Here is an 18,785-nt window from a genome sequence, read left to right on the forward strand (position 1 = left end):
TGTGGAAAACAGGACAAATGTACTCACCCTCTTAATTTCTAGGAGGACAACACAACAAAAAGCGCAGCCATCGGCTGCGCTTAGCATTTTGTACATCATCATTGCGAATTAATCAAACACACGATCATCCACTGCCGGTCTGGCTAATGGAGCGCCGATAGCAATCCAAGAGATGACCCCATAGAAATGCGGAGTTTCGCGCAAGCGCACCACTTGTATCACTGCATCTCCATTGGCTCTGCTCTTTAAGGAAGCATAGAAGTAAGGTTGATTCGTCATGGCGACGAGCACATAACCGGTATGACCAAAGTTCTCATCGAACGATACGGTCACTTCCACACTCTCAGCATCCCCATTGAACATGAATGCTGTCATTCCAAACTGCTGAAGCGCTTCTCGCTTACCTGCAGTCTGAATCGGACTGAAGGATAGATGTTCAGCATTTACAGAACTCGGTGCCAAATGGAACCCATTTACTGCGCCGGGGGCAATATGATAATCTTGAACGCTCTCTTCCTCTAGATGACGCGCTTGAATAGAAAATGAAGAGATCTTCGAAGCAACCACCGCTTCGTCCTGAAGCTCTTTCGTGCCTACACTACCCTCAATCAGATGAACGGAATCAATACTGTCTGCCTTCAGCTTGGCTCCATCGATGCTTGCATCCGGAAGCAGCGCTGAGGTGCGAGTTTCATCTGCGAGATGCTCCAATTTGATGATACCAGGCTGCAAGTGCCGATCCTCTACGATTTTGTCAGCCAGATGCTCTCCGTACACACTCCACGACTGCAAATGTAAAGCATTCACTGAGCCTTCGGCTAACTTTTCTTCAGTAATACTGCCTTGCGGCAATAGATCGGAACTGCGGACCTCTTCTGACAAATGCTTCAAGGTGATGCTGTCTGATCGAATGTGGTGACCATCCACCGCTTCCTCTACCAAATGCCCACCAAAGACGCTACCTGGGGCCAAATGGAATGATTGGATAGTTCCGCCTTCAATCTTTCCACCTGTTATGCTGCCATCCGGCAACAGATCGGAGCTGTGCACCTCTTCTGACAGATGCTTCAAGGTGATACACCCAGATCGCAGATGACGGCTATCTATCGTATCCCCCGCTAAATGCCCCCCATACACGCTGCCTGGGGCCAGATGGAAAGCATGAATGGATCCACCCTCCAGCTTCTTACCAGGAATGCTACCATCTGGCAGCAGATCAGAACTACGAACCTCTTCTGACAGATGAGCCAGAGTAATCTCTCCGTGCCGGATATGACGGCCTTTTACTGTACTTGGACTCAGGTGACTTCCATTTACACTTCCAGGCACAAGATGATTTGAATCTACGGATGCTTTTGCCAACTTCTCTCCGGTAAGGCTGCCGTCCGGCAGCAGATCAGAACTACGAACCTCTTCTGACAGATGAGCTAGGGTAATTTCACCGTATGCGATATGACGTCCTTCTACTGTACCCGGGCTCAGATGACTACCATCCACACTTTCTGGTACAAGATGAACTGAATCTACGGATTCTTCTGCCAGCTTCTCACCCGTAATGCTACCATCTGGCAGGAAATCGGAGCTGCGTGTTTCTGGTGCTAGATGAGCCAGGGTAATCTCACCGTACCCGATATGACGTCGTTCTACTGCACCTGAGCTCAAATGACTGCCCTCTACACTTCCTGGTGCCAGATGGTTTGAATCTACGGATTCTTCTGCTAGCTTCTCACCGGTAATGCTACCATCCGGCAGGAAATCGGAGCTGCGTGTTTCTGGTGCTAGATGAGCCAGGGTAATCTCACCGTACCCGATATGACGTCGTTCTACTGCACCTGAGCTCAAATGACTGCCATCTACACTTCCTGGTGCCAGATGGTTTGAATCTACGGATTCTTCTGCCAGCTTCTCACCGGTAATGCTGCCGTCCGGCAGTAATTCTGAGCTGCGTGTCTCTGGTGCTAGATGAGCCATTGTAATCTCACCATACCCGATATGATGGCCTTCTACTGCACCCGAACTCAGATGACTACTCCCTACACTTCGAGGTTCAAGATGAATAGAACTAACGGATTCTTCTGCCAGCTTCTCACCGGTAATGCTACCGTCCGGCAGCAATTCAGAGCTACGTGTTTCTTTTGCCAAATGATCTAACGTAATCTCACCATTTCGGATATGACGGCCTTCCACTGCGTCTGGACTCAAATGACTGCCATCTACACTTCCTGGTACTAGATGATTTGAATCTACGGATTCTACTGCCAGCTTCTCACCGGTAATGCTACCGTCCGGTAGCAATTCAGAGCTACGTGTTTCTTTTGCCAAATGAGCTAACGTAATCTCACCATTTCGGATATGACGGCCTTCCACTGCGTCCGAACTCAAATGACTGCCATCTACACTTCCTGGTATTAGATGATTTGAATCTACGGATTCTACTGCCAGCTTCTCACTGGTGATACTACCGTCGGGTAACAATTCAGAGCTGCGCGTTTCTTTTGCCAAATGATCTAACGTAATCTCACCATTTCGGATATGACGACCTTCCACTGCATCCGGACTCAGATGACTGCCATCCACACTTCCAGGTATTAAATGATTTGAATTTACAGATTCTCTCGCCAGCTTTTCTCTGGTAATACTGCCATCTGGAAGCAAGTCTGCGCTACGTGCATCTTTGGCTAGATGAGCTAAGGTGATTTCACCGTACCCGATATGGCGGCCTTCTACTGTATCCGGGCTCAGATGGCTGCCATTCACACTTCCAGGTATAAGATGATTTGAGTTCACAGATTCTTCCGCCAGCTTTTCTCGGGTAATACTGCCATCTGGGAGCAAGTCTGCGCTACGTGCATCTTTGGCTAGATGAGCTAAGGTGATTTCACTGTGCCCAATATGACGTCCCTTCACTGTATCCGAGCTCAGATGACTGCCATCTACGCTTCCGGCCATGAGATGAATAGAACCTACGGATTCCTCAGCGAGCTTCTCGCCGGTAATACTACCGTTAGGCAGTAGCTCAGAGCTAAACGTTTCTTCTGCCAAATGAGCCAGTGTGATTTCACCATGCTGAATGTGACGACCTTCTACTGCACCCAGCCTCAGATGACTTCCGTCTACACTTGCGGGTACTAGATGAATAGAATCTACGGATTCTTCTGCGAGCTTCTCTCCGGTAACACTGCCTTCTGGCAGCAAGTCGGAACTACGTGCATCTTCGGCTAGATGAGCCAGCTTGATCTCACCATGCCCGATATGACGTCCTTCAATCGTATCCATACATAGATGGCTGCCGTCTACACTGCCCGGTGAAAGATGCTGGGAATCCACAGCCCCTTTGACCAGCTTAGACCCGCTAATGCTGCCCTCCTGTATTTGAATCGAAGAGATGGAATTAGGAATGATATGACCATTTCCGATGGACAACGGCCGGATATGCGCCCCGCCGATACTTCCCGGATTCATATGTCTGCTCTGAACCGCACTATCGCTAATGGATTTTGAATGAACTGCATTCACAGATAAATGCTCTGCCTGAACTGCCGACACTGCTAATTTACTGGAATCCACACTTCCATCAGCAAGCTTAGCCGATGTGACCGATAAATCACTAATCTTATCCGTCGATACACTTTCCGGGGACAGCTTTAACGATGTCACCACATGATCTGCCAGATGATGTGGCTGCACTGCCCCAGCGGCCAAATGAATCTCTCTCACCGCAGCAGAAGCCAGCTTATCTCCCGAAACCGAGCCGGACTGAATCGCAGCAGTAGTCACACTATTTTCTCCGAGATGTCTCCGTTCCACAGCTCCAGTGGCAAGATGATCTTTATCCACTACAGCATCCTGCAAGGCACGACCGCTCACGCTGGCATCTGCTAGATGTTTCTCCTCCACTGCACAAAAAGCAATATGCTCGCCACTTACCACTTCACGAGCAATCGTGCTTCCAATCACCGATCCTGCTGCTAGTTTAGCCGAGCTCACCACTCCGTCCGCTAACTTGGCGGAAGTAACGCTCTGTGGACGCAGGTGCTCCGCACCCACAGACTCTGAAGCCAGCTTTTCTCCAGTAACAGCACCAGAGGATAGATGTTCAGTATGAACAGCTTCATCCATAAGCTGCTCCGAGCCTACCGCTTCCGAAGCTAAATGGGAGTGGTTCACAGCCTCACGTTCCAGATGATTAGAGGAAACAGCTTGCATAGCAATTTGCGGTCCGCGTATGGCGGATTTGGCAATATGTCTGGTGGTTACAGCTTCATCTGCTAGCTTATGTGCGAGTATGCTTTGATCAGCGATTTTCGATGAGGTGACCGCTTGCTCAACCAGCTGTGCAGTACCTACCGCACCCTCTGTTAGCTTTAAAAAGGAGATGCTTCGGTCAGCTAGATGGCGACTCGTTATTTCCCCGTCGCTGATATGGGAACCGTGTACGCTTTCTGCACTTAGATGGATGCTTCTCACTACTTCTGCACCTAGCTGCTTGGAACCAATAGCACCATCCGCTACATGTGCGCCTTCGATTACACCCGACTGGAGCTGCTCCTTGCCGATCAGCTTGCTGGCAAGCTGCCCTGGTCCGATCGCTCCCGGAGCCAAATGTCTAGCGGTTATCAAAGCATCGCTAAGATGGCGACCCTCAATCACAGCATCAGCCAGTTTGGAGCTGCTGATTTCACCATCGGCTATTATATCGCCAGATACCGCTGCATCAGCTAGCTTGGAACGGTCAATACTCCCGTTTGCGATGTGGCGGCCTGTGATGCTGCTGCTTCCTATTTTCTCACCAGTAACCGCTCCATCTTCCAGTAGATCAGCCGTAATAATCAGATCGCTCAAATGACGGCTCTCAATTGATTTATCCGCAATTTGACCGCCGCCGATAATCCGATCAGCCAGCTTCTCTGGACTAATACTACCGTTCTTCAGCTTCTCTCCACTGATGGAATGATCCAGCAGTTTACCGCCACTTACGCTTCCTTCAGCTAAATGTTCACCCACAATGGATTCAGGCGCGATTTTCGAAGAAGTAACTGCCTTGTCCGCGATATTGATGCTCTGTACAGCGTAATCTTGCAACCATGGTGTACCAATAATACCGAACTTCAGCTTAGAACCGTCAATGGTACGTGGAGCGATTTTAGCTCCTGTAACTGCTGCATCCGATAGATCATCTGTATAAACGGGCTGGAACCGTTCTTTCTCGGGAGCGAACCATATCGTTTCAGAAAGATTATCCACCTGTTTCTGAAGCTGCACCTCCACCATAGGCTCCGGCTGCAGGACTGGAGCAGAAATGAGTTCCTCTTGAACGACTTCAGCTACTCCTCCTCCACTTACCTGAACTTCAGCAATCTCTGAATTGCTGACTCCGTCACTGATACTCCCTGAATCCTTAGAGCTGCTTTTGGTATCCAGCATACTCAGTTCCTCTGTATTGGGATTATCTACAAAATAAAGTCGTTTTTGTGGACTGCGCGGCTGCTTTTTTTTGGAACCCCTCACAAGCAGTCTCCTCCTTCCATCTATTGTTTCTCCTAGGCATCATATGCAGCGGTATGGGCTGATGACACCCTTTTGCGATAAGCCCTTTATAAGATTCTGATGAAATTTATACTTTCTTATATTAAAAAAAAGGCTTCTGCCGCCGCGCATTCGTCCACCCTGACATGCGGGTACAAACATACAATGACTAGAGTAGTAAAAACGGGAATCACGTGACCGAAGAAACAGGAGGAACAAACATGGGGCATAAGCTCGTTGGAATACTACTAAATGCCGATATGCACCGGGGCGTTCCCCGGCTAAAAACAGGACAGGAGTCTCTATCCAATTATGAAGAGGCGGCCGCTGCATACGGCCTAGTCCCCTGCTTTCTGAAGCTCGCGGACATCGATACAGACTCAGGCTTCAGTGCCGCCTATATAAAGGGATCTCATGGATATAAAAGCGTAGTAGTTCCTACGCCAACTGTCATCCATAACCGGGCCATATACAGCCAGAATAGCCCAGGAATGCAGCGTCTGCTGCGGCACCATCCTTTGGTGTACAATACTTGCAATCGATACGGCAAGGATGAGATCCATGAACTGCTTGAGCAGCATGAAGAGCTGCGTGAGGTTTTGCCAGCAACAACTGGCGTATCTGGACTCAAACAAATGATGAATCGTTACCCCGATCTTATTCTTAAACCTTGCCGTGGAAGCATTGGGAATGGGGTCATGCGACTGGTTCGTAAAGGGCCTCAGCGCTGGAGCTTAAATTATCTCTCCCCCTCTATGCGGCGCTGGATAAGCACTCCTGTATATCAGGGGGCGCTGCCAAAAATGCTCCGGGTACGCCTTGCCTCTGTCCCTTATCTCGTGCAGGAGCGTATTCCCCTTGCTGAGATTGGAGGACGTCCCTTTGATTTACGCGTCACCGTTCAACGTGGCTGGGGAGGCGATTGGCAGGTTACCGGTCTCTTTGCTAAACTAGCACCCCCTGGGGGGTTTGTCTCTAATATAGCTCGTGGAGGAGAAGCGTTAAGCTCTTCCTTTGCGCTGGAAAAAGCCTTCTCTAGAGGAATAGCGGCCCATATCCGTATGGCTGTCGAAACACTTAGCCTTGTTATAGCTCGTTGTCTCGAACAAGACCTTCCAGGGCTGGCCGATATCGGACTGGATATAGGCATTACAAAGGATGGTCGCATCTTCTTCATAGAATGCAATGGCCGCGACCAACGCTATGGATTTCACAAAGCCGGCCTTACGGAGATTTGGAAGGAGAGTTACCGAAGACCTATGGGATACGCACGTTTTTTACTAGAAAAGAACAGCCTCATATATAACAGTTATTGATTTGTCTCCTATTCTATGTCAATATAATGCAGAGCAGAAGGCGGCCACATACGACCGTACTGCTGTATTATGGAAGGGAGATGGGCATGGTAAAACAATTGCTGCGGCTAATGACCGAGCTATCCTCGCACCGATGGCTTTCACGGTTAATGGGGTCTTTTTCTCATAGTAGACTCAGCCGTTTTCTAATCCCGGTATTTATTAAGACTTATCAAATCCCCTCCGCCCAAGCGGAGAAGAATCCTGGAGAATATCTCACTCTTAATGAGTTTTTCAGCCGCCGGCTGAAGCCTGGCATGCGGCCTATTGCAACCGATGCTGACGCTTTAGTTAGTCCCGTAGATGCAATGATTACTGCTATGGGTGACATTTCCTCTGGTACGATTATGAATGTAAAAGGGCAGGATTATAAGATCGAGGATCTACTAAATCATTCTCCGCATCTGGAGCTATACAAGAGAGGTTTTTTCTTCGTCCTTTATCTAAGTCCTACGGATTATCACCGGATTCACTCTCCCCTTACTGGACATAAGGTTGAGAGTGATCATATTCGTGGACGAGCCTATCCTGTCAACGATTTCGGCATGCGGCATATGAAGGGCGTACTGAATCGCAATGAACGTCTTATCACGTATATCGCCGGAGACTACGGAGAAACCGCAGTAGTAAAGGTAGGCGCGATGAACGTCAGCAGCATCGGGTATACGGATGCTAACGCTACCGAGTGGCAAATCGGCGATGATCTAGCCTATTTCGAGTTCGGCTCCACTGTAGTACTGCTTATGGAGAGCGGTACTTTTACCCCGAGACCCAAGCTTGAGGTCAACACGAAGGTAAAGATGGGGGAATTGCTGGGGACGCTACATCGGCCGCTTTAGTAAAGCTACGATATAACAAAATAAGGGTATCCTTAACCGATTGAAAATCGGCGCCGGGATACCCTTGTTTTGTTTATTTCACTTTAGAGCTTGTTACGCTAGCATAGTAATCCAGTACATTGTTGATGATCACAGCTGCTTCAGCTCTTGAGGCCGAAGCTGTCGGATCCATTTTTCCACCGCTGCCTCCATTTACTATACCAAGATCTTTGAAGGCATAGACCGCTTCTTTAGCATAACCCGCAATAGAAGCATCATCTGGGAAGTCATGGTTAGTCGCTTGCGGCAATTCAACATTCAGTTTCTTCAATGCATTAAATAGAATTACACACAGGTCCTGACGGCTAATGCTGCTATTAGGAGCAAACATACCATTACCGATACCATTGATCAGTTGATTAGAAGTCCCAATCTCAACATAGTTTTGATACCAAGCATCTTTCAGAACGTCAGTAAACTGCTTTTGATTCTCGCCCATGCTGAAGTTGAAGCTTTTTACTACCATGGCAACAAACTCGGCACGGTTTACCTTCCCACTTGGATCAAAGCTTCCGTCTGTGCGTCCGCCGATAATATTTCTCTCCACCAGCGCTGCAATCGCAGATTCTGCCCAGCTAGGAATTAGAGTAGCATCTTTAAACTTATTCTTAAGCTCTTGTCTGATTAGCTCCGGTGACTTCGTTTTTCCATCTGTTATCGGAGACTGAGGCTGCTGTTCTCCAGGTTTTACGACTTCTCCAGGAATCGATGGTACTGAAGATATCGCTGGGGTAGTCGGTGTTGGTGTACTTGGTTGACCACCAGCTCCACCGCTGTAAGGTTTAACGATCACAGAGATCTGTACCTTCAGGCCAAGTGGATTAGCTATACCCTCAGGGAAGACAAGATCCCCCTTGATGGTGTACGTTCCTTCCGTATTACCGTTATAGCCTTCCTTGTTCCACTGAACATAAACGACCTTATTCATCCCGGTATTCAGGGTTACTGATACTGAAGCTGGTAGCTCCAGTGCGTCAAAACTGGTACCATAAGCAACACTTTTACTTGCTAGTGCTTGCACTGCCGTGATTTCTGGTATCGTAATGACCTCCGGTAGTACTTCGATCGTAATGGATGCCTTCAGGTCTTTGGGATTGCTGACACCTTCCAGAGGTACTAGCGCTCCTTTCAGGATATAAGCTCCTTGCTTATCGCTATTGTAACCTTCACTATTCCAATCGATGGATATCGCCTTTGTCTCACCGTTGTTCAAAGTAGCTATGACCGATGATGGTAGCTTCAATCCATTAAATGGAGTGCCGAATGGAACGCTCTTACTTTCCAAATCCTGCACTGTGACAATCTCAGCGACACGAATCACTTCGGGCATTACCTGAATGGTGATGGAAGCTTTCAGATCATTAGGGTTGATCATTCCTTCTTCTAATACCATAGTACCGCTCAGCACGTATGATCCTTCCACATTGCCGTTATAACCAGCAGGGCTCCATTTAACAACAAGTTCCTTCTGCTCATAGGTATCAAGCGTTACTGTAGCTGAAGACGGCAATTCCAACTTATCAAAAGCGGTGCCAAATTCAACATTTTTGCCCTCCAGCTTCTCAACTTTAGTAATCTGGATAGGTTTAGTGCCTTCTGGCAGTACAACCACTGTAATAGAAACAGTTTGATGGGTACTATTCAATACCCCCTCAGGAAGCTCAAAGCTACCTGCCAGCGTATAACTCCCCGCTTTTCCACCGTTGAAATCTTTACTATCCCATTGTACAGGCAAGTGAATTACCCTTTTGTTGCCCAATGTAGCTTCCACTGTAGCTGGTAAATTCAATTCTCCTGCAGCAGTTCCGAACGGCACACTCAGCAGTTGCGGCTGAACAATCGATATAATTTCTTTAGCATGGGTATCTTCTGTCCATTTGGCATAATACACCGTGCTTATGTTCATTACCGTTTCTACGGTTAATGCATTACCAGTCCCTTCTTTATTATCAAACCAGCCAGCAAAAATGTAGCCTTCACGTTCCGGTACCCGAGGTAAGGTGCTTAATGCTTCACCTTTAAATGCGGTTACTTTGGTAGGAGCCGGTGAGTCCAGATAATTCTGATCGAAGGTGACTTCAATCGGATCAGCATAAATGAGTTCAACATATTGTAAATTTGCATTTAATCCGTTAAAAATCATATACACATTTTGTTTTCCAGTCACTTTGGTTCTGTCTAGGAAGGTTTCCGCTGTCAAATAATGATCAATGTAAGAATTTCCAGGCGTTTGTTTAGTGCTTGCCATTCCATAATTCCCCCAAGCAGCGCCTGCTTTCTGAGCAAAACTAATGCTTGCAAATTCATTACCAAGTTCAAAAGAACCTCCGCCGCTGTAAGCATCAGCGTATGCTCTTCCTTGTGTAGTAGCTCTTTTAACTGGTTTACCCGTATTGTCAGCCTCTGTATAGAATTTAAAAGATGGAGACGATCCGCCTTCACGGGCATACTGCACTCTTACTTCCACAAGATTAGTTAAGTCAACCTGACCGAAATAAACAAGGTCATTAGAATTGACATAACTCATGGCGTCCGTACCACTTTCGAATCTGAACTGGGTATTCGTTGCATAAATCCATGGTGCATTATAAGGATAGATTCTAATACCGTTCTCTACTTTCAGCGTTTCTCTCGGAGCAATATTGATTGGCATAGACGATATGCTCAAATCTGTTATAGCCGCTTTCAAGGAAGCTATGGCTTCTGCAACAACCTCGTCGTTAATCGGCTCAGCAAGAACAGCCTTAACCTCATCCAGCACAGCGTTGAATTTGAGCTTTTTGTAAGCTGTGTATGCATTCATATCGATATTTTGAGCAGCCTTGATATCCGCATCTAACACCGATGTGTCTACATTGTCCTGCTTCAGCTGGAAGGTTAGCCAGTTCAGGTCAATACCAGCACTCTCAAATACAATTCTAAGGGTATGCTCGCCCGCCGACAGCTGAATATCAGGAATTCTAAAGGTTTTCCATACCCCTTTAGTCGTGGTGAGGTCGAAGGTACCCAGTAGCTTATCGCCATCATAGATGCCAAAGGACATTTGGGCGACATCCGATTGGCTAGAGCGAATTCGTGATGTGACTTTGTACATGCCTTCTTTCTCTACATTTACCTTATAGGAGATGGCTTCTCCCTTACTTGTGTTGGTGTAGCATAATCCACCGTCTACGTCATTACTGCTTACTGGCGTGATTATCGGAGTAATGGAGGCAAATTCCGTCTCAGCTACCTTCAATTTAGTATTTTTCCCAATCTTCTTTACTGCCAAAGCTACATCACTGTTGATTCTGACATAATCAAAATCAACAACAAATGGATCTGTAAGATTCTGACTTCCATTAGATGCAAGTAATCCAAACTTCGGATTGGCATAATTCGCAGTTGTACTGCCAAGTGAAATATATTCCTTGCCGTCAGCGCTGACATAACCGGAATAGCTGTTGCCTATTTTTTTCAAACGTAAATACAGCTCTTTCTTTTCTCCAAAAATACTGGTGAGCTGACTGGCAGACAGTTGTCCGATGGTAACAGGCTCCGTACCTCCGGTTTCTTTGGTCATACCGATGATCTTGCCGCTACTGTATTCATACTTCACCCAGATATAGTTATTGTTATCCTGTGAAGCCGTGATGCCGACGCCGTTATAATTTTGATTTGGCGCTTTGCTCATATTAATTTTCACTGTTGCTTCCCAGTTGCCGAAGGCCTCCTGCTGGAAATAGTTCTTCAAATCTGCATGATCACTCCAGAAGTCGCCTCTTTCAGCGATGATTCTCAAATTGCCGAGAGCAGTGCTCAAAGACCAATTTTTGTTGTTTTCTGTATTGGTAGCAGTCTCTTTATTAATCGTCCAGAAGTTGCTTAGATTTGTACTATCGAACTCATCGCTCTGTGGTGTCGTACCAAACTGTATCACATAGGAATTCGCCTGATCGGAGCTGATACATTTGATCGTCACTCTTTTATTGATGAGATCTACGTTGGCCGTTGCTTTTACACCATCATTCGTTTCAAACGTAACTTCAGGTAAAGTAGCCCCGTTACTGAGACCTACATCATAACTGAACCTAGTCTGTGCAAACCCCTCAAGCGGCTTACCATCAACAGAGATATTCTTTAAATAAGCATAGGTCGGATTCTCAAAAATCGGTTCCAAGCCTTCCTCCGAAGAGAAAATAACCTTATAGATCCGTTTCTCTCCTCCGGCCGATGCAGAAATTACAGCAGCCGGTCTATCTTTATCGGCTTGTCGTATACTTACGTCTACACCAGCTATCGCCGTAGCTTTGACTTCAGGATAGCTGCTAGTTTCAGTCGTTTCACCAAAGGCTTTATAGTCGAGTTTCAATGGATTAAATATTTTGATCTTTTTTCCGCCAACCGTAATATCAGAGAGCTGTGGATCTCCTGATTTGTCCGTATTCACCCGGAACCAATCTCTTCCCGGCGTATAATTGACCACATAATCAATCTTTGCCGTTCTTGCAAAGGCTGGAGATTTCATCAAAAAGCTCGTGATATTCTTGGCAGAACGCTGCAATTCTCCCAGGGTCAGACTGCCGTTAGCAAGCGATGTCATCGTATTAAAGGTACTGTTATTCCGATTCTTATGCGTTTCTGCATAATCGTTCGGAATTACCATGTAAAGGTCATTTTGGGCACGGACCATGGCTTTGCCGTTGGTTTCATCATAACGATTGGTAGTGGCATAGAAGCCCTGATCCTCACTCATCTTCGCCCACCAGTCTGTCATGACAATCCCGTCAAATCCCCACTCTCCGCGGAGAATGGTCGTATTCAGATCATAGTTACTGGAAGCCCAAGTTCCGTTTACCGGACCATAGGACGTCATCACTGAACGCGCCTTTCCACTCTTTACTGCCATTTCATAACCTTTCAAATAAATCTCGCGAAGCGCTCTTTCAGAGACAAGTGCATTCACAAGATGTCTATCCGTTTCCTGATTGTTCGCTGCGAAATGCTTAATAGTAGGCGATGTACCGTTCTTCTGAAGACCTCTTGTCTGCGCAGCAGCCATGATGCCTGTCAGTAACGGATCCTCTGAAAAATACTCAAAGTTTCTTCCGTTCAGGGGACTTCTGTGGATATTGATTCCCGGTCCAAGCAGCGTATCGATATTGTTAATCAGCATTTCTTTACCGAGAAGATCGAACAATCTTTCATTCAGCTCGGTGTTCCACGTACAGGCAAGCATCGTCCCGTTTGGGATACTGGTTGCCTTCTCTGCATTGGTCTCCATCCGGATTCCTGAAGGACCGTCGGCAGCACTGTCGATAGGGAGTCCGAATTTCAGCAGATTTTTAGTGACACCCCCAAAAGCCGCAGCGGTTCCGGCAGTAACTTTAGGGCTAGACATCCCTTCCCCTAAAATAATGGCCCCCAGATCGTTGTTGGACAATTGTGCAATGAACTGATCCATAGTCACTTTCTGATTGTATACATCCAATAAGGTATAACCCTTGTCCCCAGTTTGTGGAATGGACGCAGGAAGATTTTGCTTGATTCTTTCATCCAAGTCGGTAGTCCGTGTCGGTACCTTTTCAGTGACAGTGGTAAAAGTACCATTTTCATTCGGTTGTCCTGGTTTGATACGATCAAATTCCTTAGTTGGCGCGAGCGCTTCCTGCAAGGTTTCTACAACCTTCAAAGCATTAAGGCTGTATACTCCTTGCTTTTCGCTGTCACTTACACTGTTGCCTACGTAAATATTATAGTCACCAGCTTCTAGAACATAAGATGAATCATGACCTGTAATTCCACTATCATCATATGAGGCCATATCTTTGGTGTCATACGTGATGGTGATCGACTGCGATTCCCCAGGCTGTAACAGCCGGGTCTTAGCAAAAGCAGCAAGCTCCTTGGCCGGCTTACCAAGTTTACCTTGTGGTGCACCGTAATAAATCTGTACAACTTCTTTGCCTTCCACTTTACCTGTATTCTGAACAGTTACAGTCACTGCAACCTCATTCTCACCAGCGTTGACATTATCAGTCGTGATCTTGAAATTGGTATAGGACAGTCCGTACCCAAATGGATAGAGCACCTTATCCGGAGCAAAGGTCTCAAAATAGCGGTAGCCTACATAAATATCCTCACTATAAGAATTCTCAGTTTTGCTGCCAAAATGTGCAGTAGAAGGATAGTCAGCAAGTGTAGCTGCAATCGTATCGCTCAATTTTCCGCTTGGCGTAACATCTCCGGTCAGTACGTCGGCTACTGCGCTACCGCCTTCCATCCCCCCTTGCCATGTGTACAAAATAGCAGCTTTGGGATAGTTTTTAGCCCATGACATATCGATAACGTTGGCTACGTTCAATACGATGGCCACACGGTCGAATTTGGCATAGACCCGGTTAAGCATGTCTACTTCAAGGTCTGTCAGCTTATAGGCACCCTTGACGTCCGTATTATCCTTATCTTCACCGGCTGTTCTACCGATGATGACCACAGCTGTATCCGTTTTTGCTTTTGCTGCATCCACAATTTCATCGGTTAAAGGCATTTCTGCCTGTGACCATGGCTCTGCTGCCCAGCCACCACCGCCATTGTTGAAAGGATTCTTTTTGATCCAGTCGGCATAAACCTTCGCCAGATCTTCATTTAACTTGAGACTGGGATTGTTCCGAAGACCTTCCAGAATCCCATTCACATAATCTACTCTTACCGCACCGCCAGATCCTGTGCCTGACTTGTAATAATGCGCTTGTATGCGGCCAAATACCGATACATTTTCACTCATCTTAATAGGGAGCACTTGTTCATTCTCATTTACTTGTGATCCTGCTGGTTTATACTCCGGATTTTGCAGCAACACAATACCTTCAGCGGCCACTTCTCTGGACACATCCGCTAATCCCGGGAGAACCTTAGCCAAAACGGGAGAACTGGTACTAGGCGTTATGATTGAGGTTATCAGAATGCAGCAGAATAATATTTTAAGTAAGCGATTACAATTTTTCCTCATACTTATCACCATTCCTTTCGATTAAGGTACAGCTTAGGATAATGGGTCATCGTAAAGAGCGAGATTTCAATTAAAAATTTCTAATGCATAAACGTTCGCTTCATAAACCGATAGGATGATTTTACTTTCAGGAAGGAGTTATTCTCTAAAGAGCGCTAGCCGCTGTGGAGTAAGGCTTATTCAAGTATCAAGTGTGTTACTAATTAAATCTAAACCGGTTTAGATTTTTTGCATAATTCTCCTAACTCATACTTACAAATTAAAACGTGCGAAAATGTTCATTAATTCCTCCTTTACTTTTTAAACTTACATTGAATACTATCATCAGAAATATCATCCTAACATAGAAAATCCTCATAGATTTATTGAATATACTCATGTATCACAGAATTCAAGTTTTTCAAAATAACTAAAAAGACTCACTCGGCCGATAGCTAAACTTATAAACCGAAGTTAAGATGGGCCCATTATAAAACAGTTACATTAAAAATAGCAGGGAGAATCAGCATCGCTCAATGCCGATTCTCCTTGCTATAAAAACCAAATGCAAGTTCGTGGACTTTCGTTGAAGTAGAATTATTTTGCAGATAAAAGACTCTCAGTAATGTAATTTAACTGCGCTTCAAGCGTAACGGGATCACTATATGTATCAGCGGTTGGGTCCAGTTGGAATACGTTGCCTGCTTTTACGGCAGGAAGATGCTTCCACAAGGGGTTGTCATAGACGATTTTCGGATCGCTCGTATCGCCAGCCCATGGGCATGTGAATACAATATCTCCAGCAAATTGAGGCAGCTTCTCAAGGGAGATTGTTGCCCAACCAGTGCCGCTGTCTATAGCTTCTTTCTGCGCTTCAGGAGGTGCTTTCAGGCCAAATTCATTATAAATAATTTCTCCACCGCGCCCGTAGCTGTGACCGAATACGAATAGTCCACCGGAAAACGGATTTAGGATAGAAACGGTTTTGCCACCTACAGCTGCTAACACCTTAGGCTTCAATTCTTTGATTTTTTTGTTCCATTGTTCCACCCAAGCTTTAGCTTCGGCTTCTTTCCCCGTTAATGTACCGAAATCAAGCATTTGATCTCTGATAGTTTTTGCACCGTATTGAATGGCTACTACTGGCGCTATTTCGGCCAGCTTGTCGAGTCCTTCCATTCCGGAGAATACAACAATAAGATCAGGGTTCAGCTCTAAAATGTGTTCAAGAGATGGTTCATCCCCAAGGCCTTGAACGCCTTCCAGCATTCCTTCAAAGTAGGGACTGTTTAAGACACCATTCATAACACCAACCGGTTTGATACCTAACGCCAAGAAGTATCCAGTGTCGAAGGAGGTTAAATCGACAATCCGTTTCGGATGTCTGGGTACTTGAATATCTCCGTTACTTGCTTGATATGTAACCATGTCCACTTCGCTGGATGAGTCATTAGTGTTTGATGAAGATACGGCACTCTCTGTCCCATCTACTGAGGAGTTGTTATGCTCAACTGCTTGTCCGCAAGCTGCTAGCAGTAACGTTATAACCAAAGTAAACACAAGCAATAGATAAGTTTTTGGAGATTTAAACAAAATAATTCACTCCAATCGACATATTATATGATGATATTGATAATCATTATCAATGTAACTATATAGTATTATTCTATCATTGGCAATGGATAATATGTTAACATCTAATGCATTTACCTTTTGGACACCTACTACACACTAAAAATAAAAGGACAGCCCCATGGCTGTCCCTTTATTTTTTCAAGTCATTATATGCTCTTTACATCTGTTACGCCTATTACACATGTCCTTGCTTAGCAACATCACGCGCCTTGGCCGCAACCTGTTCCGGATCTCCTAAATAAAAGCGGCTGATTGGATTAATGTCCTCATCCAGTTTGTACACGAGTGGTACTCCTGTAGGAATATTGAGCTCCAGCAGTGCTGCCTCATCAATATCTTCCATAAATTTGATCAACGCTCGCAGTGTATTGCCATGGGCTGAAATGAGCACCCGTTCCTTTTTCCGTACAAGGGGAACGATGCGGTTTCTCCAGAAATCACCCACACGATGAACAGTATCTTCCAGACTCTCGCCTCGCGGAATATCCTCCGGACGAATACTGCTATAACGAATATCATTTCTGGCATACCGAGGATCATTAAGCTCAAGCAGTGGAGGCCGAACCGATAAACTCCGTCGCCAGAGATGCAATTGTTCTTCACCGTATTTTATCGCCGTTTCACTTTTACTAAGTCCCTGAAGTGCACCATAATGCCGTTCATTCAGCTTCCAGGACTTTTGCACAGGAATCCACAGCAGATCCATTTCATCGAGAACATAGTTGAGTGTTTTGATCGATCGTTTGAGTACCGATGCAAAAGCTAGATCAAATGTATACCCTTCATCCTTCAAAAGCTTGCCAGCAGCCTTAGCCTCTTGAATACCCTTCTCGGTTAAATCCGGATCACTCCAACCCGTAAACAAATTCTGCACATTGTACTGGCTTTCACCATGACGTATCAGTACGATTTCGTACATTTTATCTCTCCTCCCACCTATATGCTCTGGAACTCTGTTACATCATGCAATAGATCACCGTGATAATCTCTAGTATGGGCGTTTTTTGGGCAATTGAATGTAAGATATGCAACAGAATGCAAAATTACCCTCACAGGAGATTTATTCTATTGTATCAAATACAACGAGAGGAACGATAAATCCTTCAGTTTGCCAAGCATAAATGCCTAGCGGCATCCTTATAAGGACGGTAAGCGTTTATGTCTTATATTTCAAAAAAACCGGAAGCCTGTTGGCCCCGGTTATTTAAAGTCTTTGGTCATATCCAGCGATTGTATACCTGCTCAGTTTAGAACCAGCTATCTATGGCAAAAGCACTCGATTGTTTTAATCTTCTCAAACGGTTTCTAAAAAGTCCTGCGCCTCCACTTTTACAATCGGTGTTGCAGATTCGGCGTCTGATCATCATCCCATGCGTCTCCCCTTCCAAGAAGTTATGTAAATTCTCTGTAAACTAAACTGCAAAGTATTTACCCTTGGATGAAATAACTGAAACAACTAATGAGAATCAACGGATCTCAGATGGACTTTTTCCGGTATACTGCTTGAACTGACGGCTGAAAAAGAAAATGTCACGGTATCCAAGTGCATCCGCTACCTCAGTAACATTCATCCCAGCGTAGAGCAGCAAATGCTGAGCACGCTCAATCCGAGCTCGAATGACATAAGATTGAACGGAAGAGCCAGTAAGCTCCTTAAACTTAATTGAGAAATACCGAGGCGACAGCCCTGCACGTGCAGCAAGATCCTCTACGCGATGCGAAATCCCGGGATGTTGGCTCACATAATTCGCTATTTCGTGAATAATCTCTGTTAAATGGTTGCTAGCATAACGTTCTACAGGCTTCACTCGGTCCTCCCTAAGCAGATGAATCATTAGTTGCTTTAGAACAAGCTGCCCTTCTTCCTCAGCCGCGTACGTATCCACTAGGAACAGCCGGACGTAACGAGCAAGCAGATGCTCAAATTCAACGGTTTCTGCAAGTACGCGATAGGGCAGCGGAACATCCGTCACCTCTCCGGTGACATCAAAATGAATATATGTAAGGACAAGTGGTCTTTGCGGATTATGAGTAGCGCTAGTATGGTCACCCGGACGGAACAAGAAGCAGCTCCCCTTGCCCACTTGGAAGGGTTCCCCGTTACGAATAACCGTCCCTTCCCCGCTCCATACATAGAATAAATCATAATTTTGCAGCGACTTCTCTCTTTTTTGCCATTTCCAGCTTGGTTCGCACACAATCTTCGCCAAGGCAGGTAATATAACAAAAGAGGATGGCGATGCGTGCAGCATAACGTTCCCTCCCAAAAGTTTTGTTAGCATAATCTACTTGAGTTACTCCGCAAAACTCACTTCGTAAGCATTCACATTGTTTTGTTAGCATAATCTACTTGAGTTACTCCGCAAAACTTGCATCGTTAGCATTCACTTCGTTTTGCTTCCCATCCCCACCATCATACCT

General features: G+C 45.8%; 7 protein-coding genes. 2 read left to right on the plus strand and 5 right to left on the minus strand.

Features of this window, described 5'->3' with window-relative positions; genetic code table 11:
* Positions 1–108: 108 nt before the first annotated feature.
* The gene (locus NYE25_RS16000) at positions 109–5,508 is read right to left on the minus strand and encodes a WIAG-tail domain (RefSeq protein ID WP_341146369.1); all 5,400 of its coding nucleotides are present in this window, start codon (positions 5,506–5,508) and stop codon (positions 109–111) included.
* Positions 5,509–5,747: 239 nt separating this feature from the next.
* Between NYE25_RS16000 and NYE25_RS16005 the strand changes: the two genes are divergently transcribed.
* A complete protein-coding gene (locus NYE25_RS16005; protein ID WP_341146370.1) occupies positions 5,748–6,842 on the plus strand; it encodes a YheC/YheD family endospore coat-associated protein in 1,095 nt (364 codons plus the stop codon).
* Between the two features lie 86 nt (positions 6,843–6,928).
* The gene (asd, locus tag NYE25_RS16010; protein WP_042191516.1) at positions 6,929–7,720 is read left to right on the plus strand and encodes an archaetidylserine decarboxylase; all 792 of its coding nucleotides are present in this window, start codon (positions 6,929–6,931) and stop codon (positions 7,718–7,720) included.
* Positions 7,721–7,793: 73 nt separating this feature from the next.
* Here the strand turns inward: asd and NYE25_RS16015 are convergent, their stop codons facing one another.
* The 4 genes from NYE25_RS16015 to NYE25_RS16030 form a co-directional block, all read right to left on the minus strand.
* Entirely contained in the window at positions 7,794–14,630 is a 6,837-nt protein-coding gene (locus tag NYE25_RS16015; RefSeq protein WP_341146371.1) for a glycoside hydrolase family 3 N-terminal domain-containing protein, read from the minus strand.
* Between the two features lie 696 nt (positions 14,631–15,326).
* Positions 15,327–16,322 carry an ABC transporter substrate-binding protein gene (locus NYE25_RS16020; protein ID WP_076285228.1) on the minus strand — a complete coding sequence of 332 codons (996 nt, stop codon included), beginning with the start codon at positions 16,320–16,322 and terminating at the stop codon, positions 15,327–15,329.
* Positions 16,323–16,539: 217 nt separating this feature from the next.
* Positions 16,540–17,283 carry a 2,3-diphosphoglycerate-dependent phosphoglycerate mutase gene (gene gpmA / locus NYE25_RS16025; protein WP_042191518.1) on the minus strand — a complete coding sequence of 248 codons (744 nt, stop codon included), beginning with the start codon at positions 17,281–17,283 and terminating at the stop codon, positions 16,540–16,542.
* 547 nt (positions 17,284–17,830) lie between these two features.
* Entirely contained in the window at positions 17,831–18,616 is a 786-nt protein-coding gene (locus tag NYE25_RS16030) for a helix-turn-helix domain-containing protein (protein ID WP_042191520.1), read from the minus strand.
* Positions 18,617–18,785: the final 169 nt, after the last annotated feature.

The organism is Paenibacillus sp. FSL E2-8871 (assembly GCF_038000345.1).
Taxonomy (GTDB): Bacteria; Bacillota; Bacilli; order Paenibacillales; family Paenibacillaceae; genus Paenibacillus_AQ.